Raw genomic sequence first — 13,505 nt, 5'->3', positions numbered from 1 at the left:
TACTGACTCCGAATCTGAACTGGGGTGTTATTAATGGTGTTTACAATGAGCGTGAGCATCGCCATCGTCCGATAAAATACTGCCGTGTTCGTCATGCACATGATCGTGCTGATGGGCATAAATCGCGATGGATTCATCGGCTCCTGGCACACCAAACAAAGCTTGATAAGCCGGATGGCCGGTTACGTGCTGCGGGCTTCCAGAACAGCAAACATGTTGATTGATACAAACCACGGTATCGGTTTTCGCCATCACCAAATGCAAATCATGAGATACCATCAGAACGCCGCAATTTAGCTCATTACGGATGTTTTCAATCAGGTTATAAAGCTCCACCTGACCATTCACATCCACGCCCTGCACCGGCTCATCGAGCACCAATAGATTTGGTCGGTTCAACAAGGCACGCGCCAACAAAACACGCTGTGTTTCACCACCAGACAACACATGCACTTGTGATTTCAACAAATGCCCAATGCCGAGTTTTTCTAGTGTAGGAAGAATTTGTTGTTTATCAACACCACGCACCAAAGCCAAGAAATGCTTTACCGTTAATGGCAAAGTCGGATCGATATGCAGCTTCTGCGGCATATAACCGATACGCAAGGTTTTGTGCCTGACTATCTCGCCAGAAGTTGCTTCTTGCAGCCCTAACAAGGTGCGAATAAGGGTACTTTTCCCGCTGCCATTTGGGCCAATTAGGGTAACAATCTCACCTTCGCTGATCGTCATATCAATGTTTTCAAGCAAAACTCTGCCATCAAACGAGATACCAATTTTATCAAAAGCAACCAATCGCTTACTCACGCGCTTGCTCCTACTTTTTTTGCCTTACATTTCGCACATAAGCCTGTTAATTCAATGGTTTCAGCACGTAACTCAAAACCTTGATGCGCGGCTTTTTCGATCAAGGCCGCATGAATATCTTGGTAATCGAATTCCATAACATTGTGGCATTCATCGCAAATCAAGAAATAACCTTTGTGCGCTTTATCTGCATGGGCACAGCCAAGGTAAGCGTTCATCGATTCCACTTTGTGAATCAGACCCGCACCTAACAAAAAGTCTAAAGCACGATAAACCGTTGGCGGCGCAGAGTTAAAACCCTCTTCGGCCAACTTCGCCAATAACTGATAAGCACCAAGTGGGCGATGACTTTCCCAGATCAATTCCAATGCGCGGCGACGTACTTTCGTTAATCGCTGGCCTTGCTCTGCACACAGGGTTTCCGCTGTTTCTAACGCGGTATCAATACAATCATTATGGTTATGATGACTGTGTTGATGAGAATCTTGTTGTGAGTGCTGATGTGAGTCTTCATGTTTCATTAGAAAGCCCTTCCTGCATTGCTTACGTAACTCCAAATCATTGAAGTACTGATTATTATCAAAGCGAAAGCGGCAAGAAAACCAAAGATGCGCGACACTCGTTGTCGCCAAACACGATGCTCACTACTTAACGCAAAACCTGTATCACGAACAAAAACACTAACGCCAGCCAAAGCAGCGACAGTAATAGCAGTACCTAGTGCCATGGCAAAGGTTGCCACCAAACCCCAAACAAAAATGCCCGTGCTCAAAGAGAATAACAAAACTAAAATCGCCCCAGTACAGGGACGAATACCCACCGCGGCCACCATTGCCCAAATACTACGACGAGCGGTTTTCGCTTCATCTGTATGATGCGCACAACATGCATGATCATGAGAGTGTTTATGGGAGTGATCGTGATGCTTCGCAGAATGATCGTGATGATGTTCTTCAAGATGGTCTTGTGAGTGATCGTGACCGCAACCAGATTGGCCGCGTAATAAACGCAAAAGAATCCACACACCAATCAAGCCAACTGCAGCAAAACTCGCCACTTCAAAAAAACGACTTATTTGCATGGCTTTTCCTGCCAAGGAAAACACTTGGCTAAGCACAACAATGACTAAGACTGCCATCACTGCCTGAACACCAGCGCACAAAAATGCCAAGCTAATACCACGGCGTAATGGCGCTTTGCTCGCCAACATATAAGCAGAAATAACCGCCTTACCATGACCTGGTCCAGCCGCGTGAAAAACGCCATAAAAAAAGCTTGTAGAGATTAACCCCCACAGTAAAACCGGACTGCCGCCTTTGCTGATAGAGCGAACTAAAGACACTAATTCACGATGAAAAGTGGCTTGCTGAGAAATAATCCACTGGATAAAATCTTGATACAGCGCAAAATCAATCGCGGCATAAAGAGGCGAGCTGAGACATAAAAAAGATAACAATAAAAAAGCGACGTTCTTTGCCATAATTGGCTCTCACCGAAATTGGATACAATTTTGTTATGATATAACAAGTAAAACCCAAGGAGAAGCCAAAGCCTAGAAACGCCGCATTTTGTACAAAATTTAATTCATAACCACTTAGCTAACGGCTGAAGTGACTGGATGCAAAAAACCCATTACACCACTCATAAAGATCTGCGCAGCCATGGCCGCCAAAACCAAACCGGTAATCTTAGACAAGACATTTAAGCCTGTTCGACCGAGCATTTTTTCAATCAAAGAGCCGGAATACAAAATGATCGCCAAAGTACCCAATGCCAACAACAAACCACACAAGCCAATAAATAAATCCCAACCTTGTAGTTCAGCACCGTAAACTAGAATTGTACCAATCGTCGCTGGTCCAATAATCGTAGGTACCGCCAATGGCACAACAGACACATCATCACGTTCTTCGCTTGGCATGCCAACCGCATGGTTACGCGTACCATCACGGACCAAACTCAAAGCTGATAAAAACAACAATACGCCAGAGCCAATACGGAAAGAATCCAGCGTGATGCCTAACACAGCAAACAAACTGCCACCAAAAAACAACAGCACAATAGAAATCGCCACAGAGGCAATAATGGCTTTGTTCGCCACTTGTCGACGAGATGCCGAAGATTCTCCGCGGGTTAACGCAAGAAACATCGACAACACAAAAAACGGCGCGAAGAGAAAGAAGAACTTAATCCAAGTTGAAATTAATAAACTCATTTAGAATAATCACCAAAAAAGCAGACAGCAAAACCGAATGCTTATTGAAACCTTTGCTCGATGTCAGAAGCCAAGACGAGACAAAGATCTCTTATTATCTAAAGCCCTATCTTATATTGCTAGGACTCACCCAATTTACCGCGCTTGTGGCACAGCAAATATTTATCTGAAAGCAGTCTCTATTTAAGGACCGTCCCGAAGAGAACGCAGATGGGGGAATTCTAGCAAAGAATCAGAAAAAATGAGGAAAAAGTGGCATTGAATTACAAAAAGAAAAGCCGACACAAAATCGGCTTTTCGAACAAAAAATAAGTGTCTTTTATTAGACTGTTTTATTTGACGTTTTGAAGCGCCCAAGCACCCATGTGAAGAACACAGGAACAAACAATACACCTAAGACTGTTGCGGAGATCATGCCACCGATAACACTCACACCTAATGAGTGCTGACTTGCCGCACCTGCTCCCGTAGCTATCGTTAAAGGTACCACCCCTAAAATAAAGGCCATTGACGTCATAATAATAGGTCTAAAACGCAATTTTGCGGCTTGGATCGCTGAGTCTTTTAGCGAATTCCCTTGCTGATAAAGATCTTTGGCAAACTCAACAATCAAGATAGCATTTTTCGCCGATAAACCAATAATCGTAATCAGACCTACCTTGAAGTAAACGTCATTCGACATCCCCATCAGATAAACTGCTGCAACCGCACCGAGTGCTCCAATCGGAATAATCAAAATAACCGACAATGGAATAGACCAGCTTTCGTATAATGCCACCAATAGTAAGAAAACCACCAAAATAGAAATGGTCAGCAGCATTGGAGCTTGTGACCCCGCTGCTTTCTCTTGGTAAGACAACCCGGTCCACTCATAGCCAATACCTTTTGGCAGAGTACTAATAATACGTTCAATTTCCGCCATTGCCTCACCAGAACTGTGTCCAGGCATTGGACTTCCGGAAATTTTATACGTTGGGTAACCATTGTAACGAGATACCTGAACCGGCCCGATTTCCCACGAGCTGCTTGCAAAAGAGCGCATTGGAACAAGGTTACCCTCGTCATTTAACACTTGCAGCTCTAAGACACGCTCTGGTGTCATACGATCTGCAACATCGGCTTGAACAACAACGCGTTGCAAGCGACCTGCATTAGTAAAGTCGTTAACTGAGGCCGAACCGTACGCCGTTGATACGGCATTGTTGATCGATTCAAACCCCACACCTAATGCTGTCGCTTTTTTACGGTCTATATCGATTCTAAGCTGTGGCGCATCTTCTAAGCCTTCCATCATGGCATAAGCAATGATTGGAGATGCATTCGCTTGGCCTAGAACAATATTACGTGCATTAGTTAACGCTTCTCTACCTAGATTACTACGGTCTTGCAATCGCAATGAGAAACCACCAGAGTTCCCCATTCCTTCAATCGATGGCGGTGGAACGGCCATCGAACGGCCATCTGTGATGCTACCGGCAAATTGATTGTAAGCCATCGTTTCATCAAATAAAGACTGCTCACGATCAGACCAATCGGTGAAAGTCGGAAATAGCAAACCAGCATTCGCCCCCATTCCAGAGAAACTAAAGCCCATAACAGTAACTACGTTTTCAACCGCATCACGCTGCCCTAAGAACTCCTCAACATCTTTCATTGTCTCATTGGTTCGAGAAAAAGTAGCACCTGCAGGGAGCTGCAAATCGACGATCATGTAACCTTGGTCTTCCGTTGGCACAAAAGATTCAGGTAAACGCATATAGGCATAACCAAGCCCAATAATAAGTACAAGATACATCAACATGAATCGTCCTGGGCGGCTTACTAACTTGCCGTTCAACGCAGAATAACGATTAGTTAACCCCGCAAATTGGCGATTAAACCAGCCAAAAAAACCACCTTTTTCATGATGTGCTTCTTTATCAATGGGTTTCAATAGAGTCGCACACAATGCAGGCGTAAAAGTTAGCGCCAATATCCCAGACAACATAATAGAAACAGCAAGAGACATAGAAAACTGCTGATAAATAATACCAACGGACCCGCTCATAAAAGCAAGAGGGACAAATACCGCCGATAGCACCAATGTGATACCCACGATGGCACCGGATACTTGCCCCATGGCCTTGATCGTTGCATCTTTTGGAGAAAGACTCTCTTCCACCATAATACGCTCAACGTTTTCGACCACCACAATGGCGTCATCCACTAAAATACCAATGGCGAGCACCATACCAAACATGGTCATCATGTTTACCGAGAAGCCCATCAAGGACATCACTGCAAACGTCCCTAAGATACAAACAGGTACAACGATAGTAGGGATCAAGGTGTAGCGTAAATTCTGCAAGAACAACAGCATCACAAGAAACACTAAGACAATCGCCTCAATCAAGGTATGAATTACTTTTTCAATCGCTGCACTAACAAATTTAGAGGTGTCATAAGGAAAGCTGATTTGAATATCATCTGGAAAGTTCGCTTCCAGTTCCGCAGCACGAGCTTTTACCGCTTTCACCGTCTCGATGGCATTCGCACCCGGCGATAGCTGAACCGCCCCCATGATGGCTTTATGACCATTTAAACGAGTTTCAAAATTATAATCTTGCTTACCCAGCTCAACACGAGCCACATCTTTAAGATAAACAGCTGAACCATCCACGTTACTGTGTAGAACAATATCGCCGAACTCTTCAGGATCTTCCAAAAAGCCTTTCACAACCAGACTAGCGGTTAACTCTTGCGTATCATCGGCGGGTCGACCACCAAAACTACCAGCAGGTACCTGAACGTTTTGGTTTCTAATTGCGTTATTAATATCACCAATGGATAAACCGTAACTCAGCAACTTTTCCGGTGAAACCCAAACCCGCATAGCGGCTTCGGTGCCAAAATACTGCAGCTTACCCACCCCCTCCACACGGCGAATATTATTGTTAATATTTCGTGCTGCGTAATCTGCCAAAGTAATAATGCTCTTAGACGCATCATCACCTTTGAAAGTCAAAGCATAGATCATCAAGAAACCAGAGCTTGCTTGGTCAACTTGCACGCCTTGAGCAATAACACTACTTGGTAAGCGCGCTTCCGCTTTTTTAAGACGGTTTTGTATGTCAACCTGAGCTAGATCAGGGTCAGTGCCGGGCTCGAAAGATGCCGTAATCTGGGCGATACCATTTGCGTTACTAGAAGAATCAAAATAGAGCAAACCTTTCGCTCCATTTAATTCCTCCTCGATAACACTGGTTACCGAATCAACTAAAACTTGAGCGGATGCACCGGGATATGTGGTGGTGATTTCAATCTGCGGTGGTGCTACTACCGGAAATTGCGACACAGGCAAAGTTGGCAAAGCAAGCAGCCCCGCCAACAAAATAAAGATTGCCATGACCCAAGCAAAATTGGGGCGTGCAATAAAAAAATTAGACATGTATTGAGCCTCTAAAACGTCTTAATAGTTAAGATAAAGTGAACAATGAACTAAGTGTTAGAGGCTACTTTAACGGAAGCTATTACCTTCTCTCCCGCTTGATACATAGCTGCATTATCAATAATTACTTTATCGCCAGCATTTAATCCCTCTGTAATACGCCATAAATTTTGTGACATTGAACCCGTTACAACTGAACGAGATTCCACTGCATTTTGATCATTCACAACGTAAACAAATGCTTGTCCTCCGTTACCACGCATAACAGCACGTTGAGGAATCAATATCGCCTTAGCAGAATGAGACTGAACAGCCTCAACACGAACATACATGCCAGGCAGTAGCACTTTATTAGGGTTTGGGAACAAGCCTCGCAACACAACATTGCCAGTTTTTTCATCTACTTGACTGTCCGAAAACAACAATTTCCCTTCGAAGCTTTTGTTGTAACCATCTAACTTGGCCATCAATTTCGTACTGTTAGCAGAAGTGCCATCTTCTACAGATTGTCTATATTTCAGGGTATCGGTAACAGATTGAGTAAAGTCTATATAAACAGAGTCAAGTTGCTGAATAGTTGCTAATAGAGTTGTATCACTTTGCCCCACTAACATGCCTTCACTAACATTTGCTCGACCAATTCGACCTGAAATAGGCGCTCGTACTGTTGCGTATTCAAGGTTAAGTTCGGCATTCGCAACATCTGCTTTGGCTGAAGCAACAGAGGCACTTGCACTTAAATAGGCAGCTTGAGCAGCATCAAAAGTTTGCTTGCTGACCGCTTGAGACTGCAACAAAGGCGCATAACGATCGACCAGCACTTTTGCATCAAACAAGGTCGCTTCCGCCATTGCTAATTTGCCCTTAGAACTAGCAAGTGCAATTTTTAAAGACGCGGGATCGATTTCAAATAATATATCTCCCGCTTTGACATCGGAGCCTTCAATAAAGGTTCTATGCAACACGATACCAGGTACACGAGCACGCACCTCGGCTTCACGAATAGGCTCAATTCGCCCTGGCAAAATAGCATTTTCTTCATATTCAATTGGTTGCACAGTCGTTACTGTGGCAGCTCTTGCGCTTGGAGGAGAACTGGCTTGAGCCTCTGGCTCACTTGAGGTACAGCCAGACACTACAAATAACACCGCCAAAACTGGTAGCAACGCTCGTCCATTTTTCAGAATTCGTATCATTGGTTAATACCTTAAATTTTTGCCAGAGATAAAACAGCTTTAAATAGTATTAAAATAATCCAAATGAATCCATAGTGATTCATTTGATATATACTTAATTCACTTTGTTTGTGCTTTTTACTCGCATCTAAGATTTCATATACTAGATATTCTGCGTAAAATCCCCTTGCATAAAATACGTAAAACGTAGACAACCATGAGACATGGTTATTTAAAGACAAACTGGATAAAGATATGACAGAACACGAAACAAACAATGCACTGCAGAATGCACTAGCGCTTGCATTAGTTGAGCACCCACGAGCTTCACTGCAAGAACTCGCCTGTGCTGTAGGTGTCAGTAAAGCTACCTTGTATCGTTTCTGCCCCACTAGAGAAAGCCTGCTTGAAAGACTACAAAGCAGCAGCCTTAACGCTTATAAATCGGCAATCAAGGACGCTAATCTAGACACGGCGGAGCCAAGAGAAGGGGTTCGAAAATTACTAGAAAATTGCTATAAGAATAAAGAATTAACCCTCTTTACTATTCAGCATTGGCAGCCGGAACTGTTAGAAAATGGTGAGTGTATAATTGCACAAGAAAAAATCGATGCATTTTTCTTAAGAGGCCAACAAAGTGGCCACTTTCGAGTAGATATCAGTGCAGCGGCTATTACAGAGTGCTTCCATGGCTTATTCTTTGCCATGATTGAAGCGGAGCGACTAGGACGAGTACCTAGAGCAAGAGTACTAACTATAATAGAATTGATACTGATGGAAGGTGCCAGTACAGCTTCAAGTACACCTTCCTAAAATGTGTGTTTAATAAGCAAATGCTAGCGCTGGCTCAGTGCGAGTTTTACACCAAAGCCCAATAGCAACACGCCAGTCAAGCCATCTAAGACGAGCGCCACTTTTGGGCGCGCCAGCCAAACTCGCGCCTTATGAACCATAAGCGCAAGAAACGTTTGCCACACCATCGCTATGATAAAGTGAAGTGAGGCCATAAAAAGGGATTGAGCCAACGCAGAATGGCTCGGATCAATAAATTGTGGCAAAAATGCCATGTAAAAAATAATCGGTTTTGGATTCAAGACGTTAGACAAAACACCCTGGCGAAAGCTGCCCCAAGACGTCAGTGATTTAGGATTTTTTGCGTCTTTAAATGTCATACCGACCGGCTTCATCGCACTGCGAATAGCTTGCACACCTAAGTACACAAGATACGCCGCACCCACCAGCTTAAACGCAGTGAACAAACCAGCGGAACCAAGCAAAATCACCGACAAACCTAACGCTGATACAGTCGCATGGGCGAACAAACCCATGCAAATACCCAAACTTGTCAAAAAACCCAAACGCCAGCCACCAGATGCTGCGTTACGCATGACCAGAATCGTATCAACACCTGGGCTCATTGTCAGCACAGTGATAGCAGCTAAAAAAGGCAACCATTGGAAATGTTCTAACATGTGCTTTTACCTTTATATTCGGCGTTGAAAAGAGAATTCTTTACGAGATCACTTTATAAGTTAGGGCTTACAAGTCAAATCAACCCACACTGCAACCGATGTTTCCGTTGCTTCACGCTCAACTGGTGTACAAATTTCAGATAACGTACCAGACAAACGCACTAAACCTTCTTCCAACGGCTCCATCGCAAAATACAATTCGTCGTCACCAAAGGCCAAGCTCAAAGTCGAGGTTTCAAGATTGACCGGAGTTGGCAAATCGATGCCCAAGCGAATCCACAGCATTTGATCGCGAATGCGAACATCTAAAATGTGTACTTTTTTTGGTATAAGCTCAGAGCCATCTTGCTTCATTTTGATGAAAAAGCCATAGTTTTCAAAGCTCTTCAATACATCGATCATGTCGAGTTTTTCTTGACCTTTAAACTCGCCATCGCCGTCAATATCGTATTCGGCAATCAAGCTTGTGGAAGTAAAAAGATCCAAACTCCACGTTGCCTCAAGGCTTTCTACATTGGCTTGATCCACCTTGACTCGATACTGTGAATCCACCCAAACATGAGGATGCGCCATGACCGATCCAGCAAACAAGACCGTAATGCACAAACACAACAAAAAACGCATCAGATTATTACCTTTTTTAAAAGTACCTTTTATTGGAACTCAACTAAATTCGGTGTGTGACGTACTCGCGCTTCTAAGATACGCTGAAATTCAAGCGGATCATGCTGTTGCGCTAAGCGTTCAGGGTCGTGTTTTGCACCGTGCCATGCTTCCAAACGAGACAACCAAAAACGTAGCGCCGCAATTTTCAACATATAAGGCCAAGCAAGAACTTCCTCTGAACTAGCTTCACGTTCATGCAAATAGGCTTTTATTAACGCCTTATATTTGGCTTTATCCAGCTCGCCAGTCTTCATATCCGAACACCAATCGTTCACCACAATGGCTAAATCGTACATAACCCAAGAATGGCAAGCGTTATAGAAATCGATAATGGCAGACAGTTTATTACCTTCAAACAAGGTGTTGTTGAAGAACAAATCCCCGTGAATGGTGGTTTTAGGTAAGTCTGGATATTCGGCAATAAAGTCATCAAATTCAGCAATTTGTGACAACAATAATTGTGCTTGTGCTGGTTCTAACTCATCAGCAATGGCTTTGCTGGTTTTATGCCACCAAGCTACACCGCGATGGCTGTCACGATGCACAGGGAAATCTTCGCCCGCAATATGCAACTTCGCCAAGGCTTCGCCCATTAATCGGCAAGAAGTTTCATCTGTGCCTTTTAGCTCACCACCGGGAAAACAATCGACAATAATGGTTGGTCGGCCATTTACTTCGCGTAGTCGCTCACCATGAATGTCGATCAAAGCAGCAGGAACATTAAAACCTTTGTGTTTCAAATGCGCGACAACGTCTAAAAAGTACGGTACTTCGTCAAGTTGAAACTCTTCAAACAAAGTTACCACGTACTTCCCTGTGGTCGTTGTCAAAAAGTAGTTTGTGTTTTCTACCCCTCCGGAAATGCCTTGGAACGAAACCAGTTCACCTAAATAATAGTCAGCCACTAAGGCACGCATGTCAGAGTCCGAAAGGGAAGTGTAAACAGCCAAGTTTCTACCTATTGTTGTCTAAAAGAGATGGAATAAAAAATTATTGCCTATGCTCTACAATTAACCCCGAAAGGTCAATTCTAAGTAGCGTAAATAGGCCTTTTTATGTACACATTTTATCGAGCAATTCATTTATTTGTTACAACCTAGTTAATTTCAGAGACATATATTAACCAAGGGACAACAGCAAATTCATAACAAGCCTTCTATTATTGAATAACAAACTCAACTGAAAGCCTCTTGTGATGATCTATGACGATGAGAAAAAAATCACTGTATCTGCCGTATATCGGCTACTTATTGCTTCATTTTTAACAAGCACTGCTTTTGCTATTTTTTTTAACACTTACCCTACTACCCATATCATCGATTCGATAATTCCAAGTATCGACGCTATCGTTCTACTTATTGTACTAATCTACTATCACTACAATCCCCACACAGATATAAATAAAATCATTGTTTTTTATATCATTTTTTTCATTCTGACCTTTTCACCGTCGACTATTTACTATGTCTTTATGGCTTGGAACAGTGAGTGGCGATTTGTCGATGAATATCCACCGGTTACAGGTCTTATGATGGCGATTATCATGCTGGGTATCATCATGCTACCAAAGCAGTATCGACGTTATATTGTGCTGATGTGGGCATCCATTGCCCTACCCATTATTACTTATCTGCTAAACCATCCTGACGAATTACAAACACCCCGAGGCTATGAATTAATCGGCACTTTTGGCCCTGCAAGCTTGCTGCTTTATGTTGTATTCCCTTTCCAAAAGAGCATCCGCAAACACATAAACAAAGTGACTGGCGACCTTCGTCGCTACGAGCTAGAAGCAGGGCGAGATTATTTAACCGATATCTATAATCGTAGAGGCTTGGACCTTTGGTTAGGACAACTCAATCATGATGATAGGGTTGCTGTTTTGCTCATCGATGTAGATCATTTTAAGCAGATAAATGACCGTCATGGTCACTCGATTGGTGACCGAGTTTTGGTGGAAGTGGCGTCTCGTCTACGGACTATTTACTTCGAAAAACACACCATCGCCCGTTGGGGTGGGGAAGAGTTCGCTGTGCTATTAGTTAACCCAAAAACCAACACCTTGCCTTACATTGGTTCTATGTTCCAACAAGCGCTGAGCAGCTTACCCTATAAGTCTGTTGGAAAAGTCACTGTAAGTATTGGCATATCTAACATAAACCATCACGATGACTTCTTAGACTTGGTCAACCAAGCCGATTTGGCCTTGTACGCCGCTAAAAATAACGGCCGCAACCAAGCGGTTATGTTCAACAGCATTCATCCTCAACTAGCCGATTAAGCCAAAAAGATCAGCGTTAGTGTGGGAGGTAATATTAAAAACATGCGATTTAACATTTATTCAGCCAAGTCTGCTCACGCCATAATTCCCAACGCTGTCGCAGCTCATTACCTGCAATTGGCACGCTAGTATCCAATCTGTCTATCTGCCGAATTCTATCAACTCGAAAATGACGATACTGCTGACGCTGTTCACACCATGCGATTAATAAACAATAGACTTCGTCATACCCTAAAATAATGGGCCACACCACTCTTTCGGATTTATTTTCATCTCGATCGAAATAGGTAATGCGTATCTTTTTGTTTGCTCTAATGGCCTCTCGCAAATACCGTGTATCTTGTTTTTCTGGCTCCAACTCTCTGGGTTTTATGCGCACACCCGCATCGCTCAGCGTGGAAATAAAACTGGGAGGAATAACGTCTCTAATTTTAGCAAAGACATCTTTGGCGAAATTACCGATTGTTTTATCCGGAAGGCTTTGCACAAGCTGGACACCTAAAACCAGCGCCTCCAGCTCATCTTGCGTGAACATCAAAGGAGGCATGTTGTAAAATTCGCTTAATGTATAACCTAAACCCGCCTCTCCTTCGATTGGCACCCTTTGCCCCACCAAATCAGCAATGTCTCGATAAACCGTTCGCTTAGAAACCTCTAACTCCTCAGCCAACTTAGCCGCCGTCACAGGTCTATTTACCCGCCTCAATATCTGAATGAGTTGAAACAATCTATCGGCACGTCGCATTTTTTTCTCCTATTGCCACAACGCTGTCAGCATCAGGGTGACATACTCATTTTGCACTCTCTGATTCTCATTAAAAAGGTGAAGTATGAATCTATTTTCCACTCGGCTCATTGTTAACGACATCAAAAAGATGGTTGGCTTCTACGAATTTATAACCGAACAGGAAGCCGACTGGCTCGTTCCTGTATTTGCTGAACTAAAAACAGAAAAGGCTCATTTAGCATTCGGCAGTATAGAAACCGTTGCCCTGTTTAAAGAAGGTTGCGCTGAACCCTCATCCAACCGCACGGCGATTCTTGAATTCTTAGTAGATGATGTTGATAAAGAATTTGAACGTCTGGAAAACAAGGTCGATCTGGTTCACTCCCCTAAAGATATGCCTTGGGGTAACCGAACCTTTCAATTTAGAGACCCAGAAGGCAACCTAGTGTCGTTTTTCACACCTAAAACCAGCGCGGCAAAAGATCGATTTAATCTATGTCATCGACAAGCCTAGTGTCTCAACGTCCACTTTCTATATTGGCCTAACCTTCGTTAGGCCAAAAACAGGTTTTTATTGTTGGATGTCTCTTATCAAAACCAACTATTGAATAATGAAAGAAATCTTTCGCTCATACAGGTCTATTATTACAAGTGAGAATCCTGCTTAAAACTTAATTCGCCGTTTTGGCTGTAAAAACACGCTCAAACACATAGAATAGACCTCATATTTGCCGA

The 13,505-nt window shown here is 43.3% G+C and carries 13 protein-coding genes; 3 read left to right on the top strand and 10 right to left on the bottom strand.

The window, feature by feature from the left end:
- Positions 1-30: 30 nt before the first annotated feature.
- The 6 genes from znuC to CCS02_RS13385 form a co-directional block, all read right to left on the bottom strand.
- Positions 31-807 (bottom strand): zinc ABC transporter ATP-binding protein ZnuC, encoded by a 777-nt coding sequence (znuC, locus tag CCS02_RS13410; RefSeq protein ID WP_100186205.1) that lies wholly within the window; start codon positions 805-807, stop codon positions 31-33.
- Positions 804-1,328 (bottom strand): Fur family transcriptional regulator, encoded by a 525-nt coding sequence (locus CCS02_RS13405; protein WP_072838492.1) that lies wholly within the window; start codon positions 1,326-1,328, stop codon positions 804-806. The genes znuC and CCS02_RS13405 overlap by 4 nt, the downstream gene beginning before the upstream one ends.
- Entirely contained in the window at positions 1,328-2,287 is a 960-nt protein-coding gene (locus CCS02_RS13400) for a nickel/cobalt transporter (protein WP_100636840.1), read from the bottom strand. Before CCS02_RS13400 ends, CCS02_RS13405 begins: the two co-directional genes overlap by 1 nt.
- Positions 2,288-2,401: 114 nt before the next feature.
- Entirely contained in the window at positions 2,402-3,022 is a 621-nt protein-coding gene (locus tag CCS02_RS13395) for a MarC family protein (protein ID WP_100636839.1), read from the bottom strand.
- A 322-nt stretch (positions 3,023-3,344) separates the two neighbouring features.
- The gene (locus CCS02_RS13390) at positions 3,345-6,449 is read right to left on the bottom strand and encodes an efflux RND transporter permease subunit (protein ID WP_100636838.1); all 3,105 of its coding nucleotides are present in this window, start codon (positions 6,447-6,449) and stop codon (positions 3,345-3,347) included.
- A 50-nt stretch (positions 6,450-6,499) separates the two neighbouring features.
- Positions 6,500-7,645 carry an efflux RND transporter periplasmic adaptor subunit gene (locus tag CCS02_RS13385; RefSeq protein WP_100636837.1) on the bottom strand — a complete coding sequence of 382 codons (1,146 nt, stop codon included), beginning with the start codon at positions 7,643-7,645 and terminating at the stop codon, positions 6,500-6,502.
- Positions 7,646-7,879: 234 nt separating this feature from the next.
- On the opposite strand from CCS02_RS13385, the gene CCS02_RS13380 reads away from it, so the two are divergent.
- Positions 7,880-8,437, top strand: coding sequence for a TetR/AcrR family transcriptional regulator (locus CCS02_RS13380; RefSeq protein ID WP_072838497.1), 558 nt, complete (start codon positions 7,880-7,882; stop codon positions 8,435-8,437).
- Between the two features lie 23 nt (positions 8,438-8,460).
- On the opposite strand, the gene CCS02_RS13375 is transcribed toward CCS02_RS13380, so the two are convergent.
- From CCS02_RS13375 to CCS02_RS13365, 3 genes are read right to left on the bottom strand one after another with little or no spacing between them, the layout of a single operon-like run.
- Positions 8,461-9,096: a LysE family translocator gene (locus CCS02_RS13375; protein ID WP_072838498.1), complete on the bottom strand. Its 636-nt coding sequence runs from the start codon at positions 9,094-9,096 to the stop codon at positions 8,461-8,463.
- Between the two features lie 60 nt (positions 9,097-9,156).
- Positions 9,157-9,720 carry a DUF1007 family protein gene (locus tag CCS02_RS13370; protein ID WP_100636836.1) on the bottom strand — a complete coding sequence of 188 codons (564 nt, stop codon included), beginning with the start codon at positions 9,718-9,720 and terminating at the stop codon, positions 9,157-9,159.
- A 29-nt stretch (positions 9,721-9,749) separates the two neighbouring features.
- On the bottom strand, positions 9,750-10,712 hold the full coding sequence (locus CCS02_RS13365; protein ID WP_100636835.1) for a homoserine kinase: 963 nt from the start codon (positions 10,710-10,712) through the stop codon (positions 9,750-9,752).
- A gap of 245 nt (positions 10,713-10,957) precedes the next feature.
- Here CCS02_RS13365 and CCS02_RS13360 point away from each other — a divergent pair, with 245 nt between their 5' ends.
- Positions 10,958-12,043 (top strand): GGDEF domain-containing protein, encoded by a 1,086-nt coding sequence (locus tag CCS02_RS13360; RefSeq protein ID WP_232728883.1) that lies wholly within the window; start codon positions 10,958-10,960, stop codon positions 12,041-12,043.
- A 49-nt stretch (positions 12,044-12,092) separates the two neighbouring features.
- On the opposite strand, the gene CCS02_RS13355 is transcribed toward CCS02_RS13360, so the two are convergent.
- Positions 12,093-12,788, bottom strand: a complete 696-nt coding sequence (locus CCS02_RS13355) for a helix-turn-helix transcriptional regulator (RefSeq protein ID WP_100636833.1) — start codon at positions 12,786-12,788, stop codon at positions 12,093-12,095.
- Positions 12,789-12,873: 85 nt separating this feature from the next.
- On the opposite strand from CCS02_RS13355, the gene CCS02_RS13350 reads away from it, so the two are divergent.
- Complete coding sequence (locus CCS02_RS13350) at positions 12,874-13,284, top strand: VOC family protein (protein WP_100636832.1); 411 nt, start codon at positions 12,874-12,876, stop codon at positions 13,282-13,284.
- Positions 13,285-13,505 lie beyond the last annotated feature (221 nt).

This window comes from Marinomonas sp. ef1 (genome assembly GCF_002806845.1).
In the GTDB taxonomy this organism is placed as follows: domain Bacteria; phylum Pseudomonadota; class Gammaproteobacteria; order Pseudomonadales; family Marinomonadaceae; genus Marinomonas; species Marinomonas polaris.
The sequence above is the reverse complement of the archived record's forward strand: the minus strand, read 5'-3'. Positions and strand labels throughout refer to the sequence as shown.

Excerpts from the sequence above, each read along its gene's own strand:
- CCS02_RS13385 (WP_100636837.1), bottom strand. The coding sequence starts at position 7,645 with ATGATACGAATTCTGAAAAATGGACGAGCGTTGCTACCAGTTTTGGCG.
- CCS02_RS13375 (WP_072838498.1), bottom strand. The coding sequence starts at position 9,096 with ATGTTAGAACATTTCCAATGGTTGCCTTTTTTAGCTGCTATCACTGTG.
- CCS02_RS13395 (WP_100636839.1), bottom strand. The coding sequence starts at position 3,022 with ATGAGTTTATTAATTTCAACTTGGATTAAGTTCTTCTTTCTCTTCGCG.
- CCS02_RS13390 (WP_100636838.1), bottom strand. The coding sequence starts at position 6,449 with ATGTCTAATTTTTTTATTGCACGCCCCAATTTTGCTTGGGTCATGGCA.
- CCS02_RS13405 (WP_072838492.1), bottom strand. The coding sequence starts at position 1,328 with ATGAAACATGAAGACTCACATCAGCACTCACAACAAGATTCTCATCAA.
- CCS02_RS13350 (WP_100636832.1), top strand. The coding sequence starts at position 12,874 with ATGAATCTATTTTCCACTCGGCTCATTGTTAACGACATCAAAAAGATG.
- CCS02_RS13355 (WP_100636833.1), bottom strand. The coding sequence starts at position 12,788 with ATGCGACGTGCCGATAGATTGTTTCAACTCATTCAGATATTGAGGCGG.
- CCS02_RS13360 (WP_232728883.1), top strand. The coding sequence starts at position 10,958 with ATGATCTATGACGATGAGAAAAAAATCACTGTATCTGCCGTATATCGG.
- CCS02_RS13380 (WP_072838497.1), top strand. The coding sequence starts at position 7,880 with ATGACAGAACACGAAACAAACAATGCACTGCAGAATGCACTAGCGCTT.
- CCS02_RS13370 (WP_100636836.1), bottom strand. The coding sequence starts at position 9,720 with ATGCGTTTTTTGTTGTGTTTGTGCATTACGGTCTTGTTTGCTGGATCG.
- CCS02_RS13400 (WP_100636840.1), bottom strand. The coding sequence starts at position 2,287 with ATGGCAAAGAACGTCGCTTTTTTATTGTTATCTTTTTTATGTCTCAGC.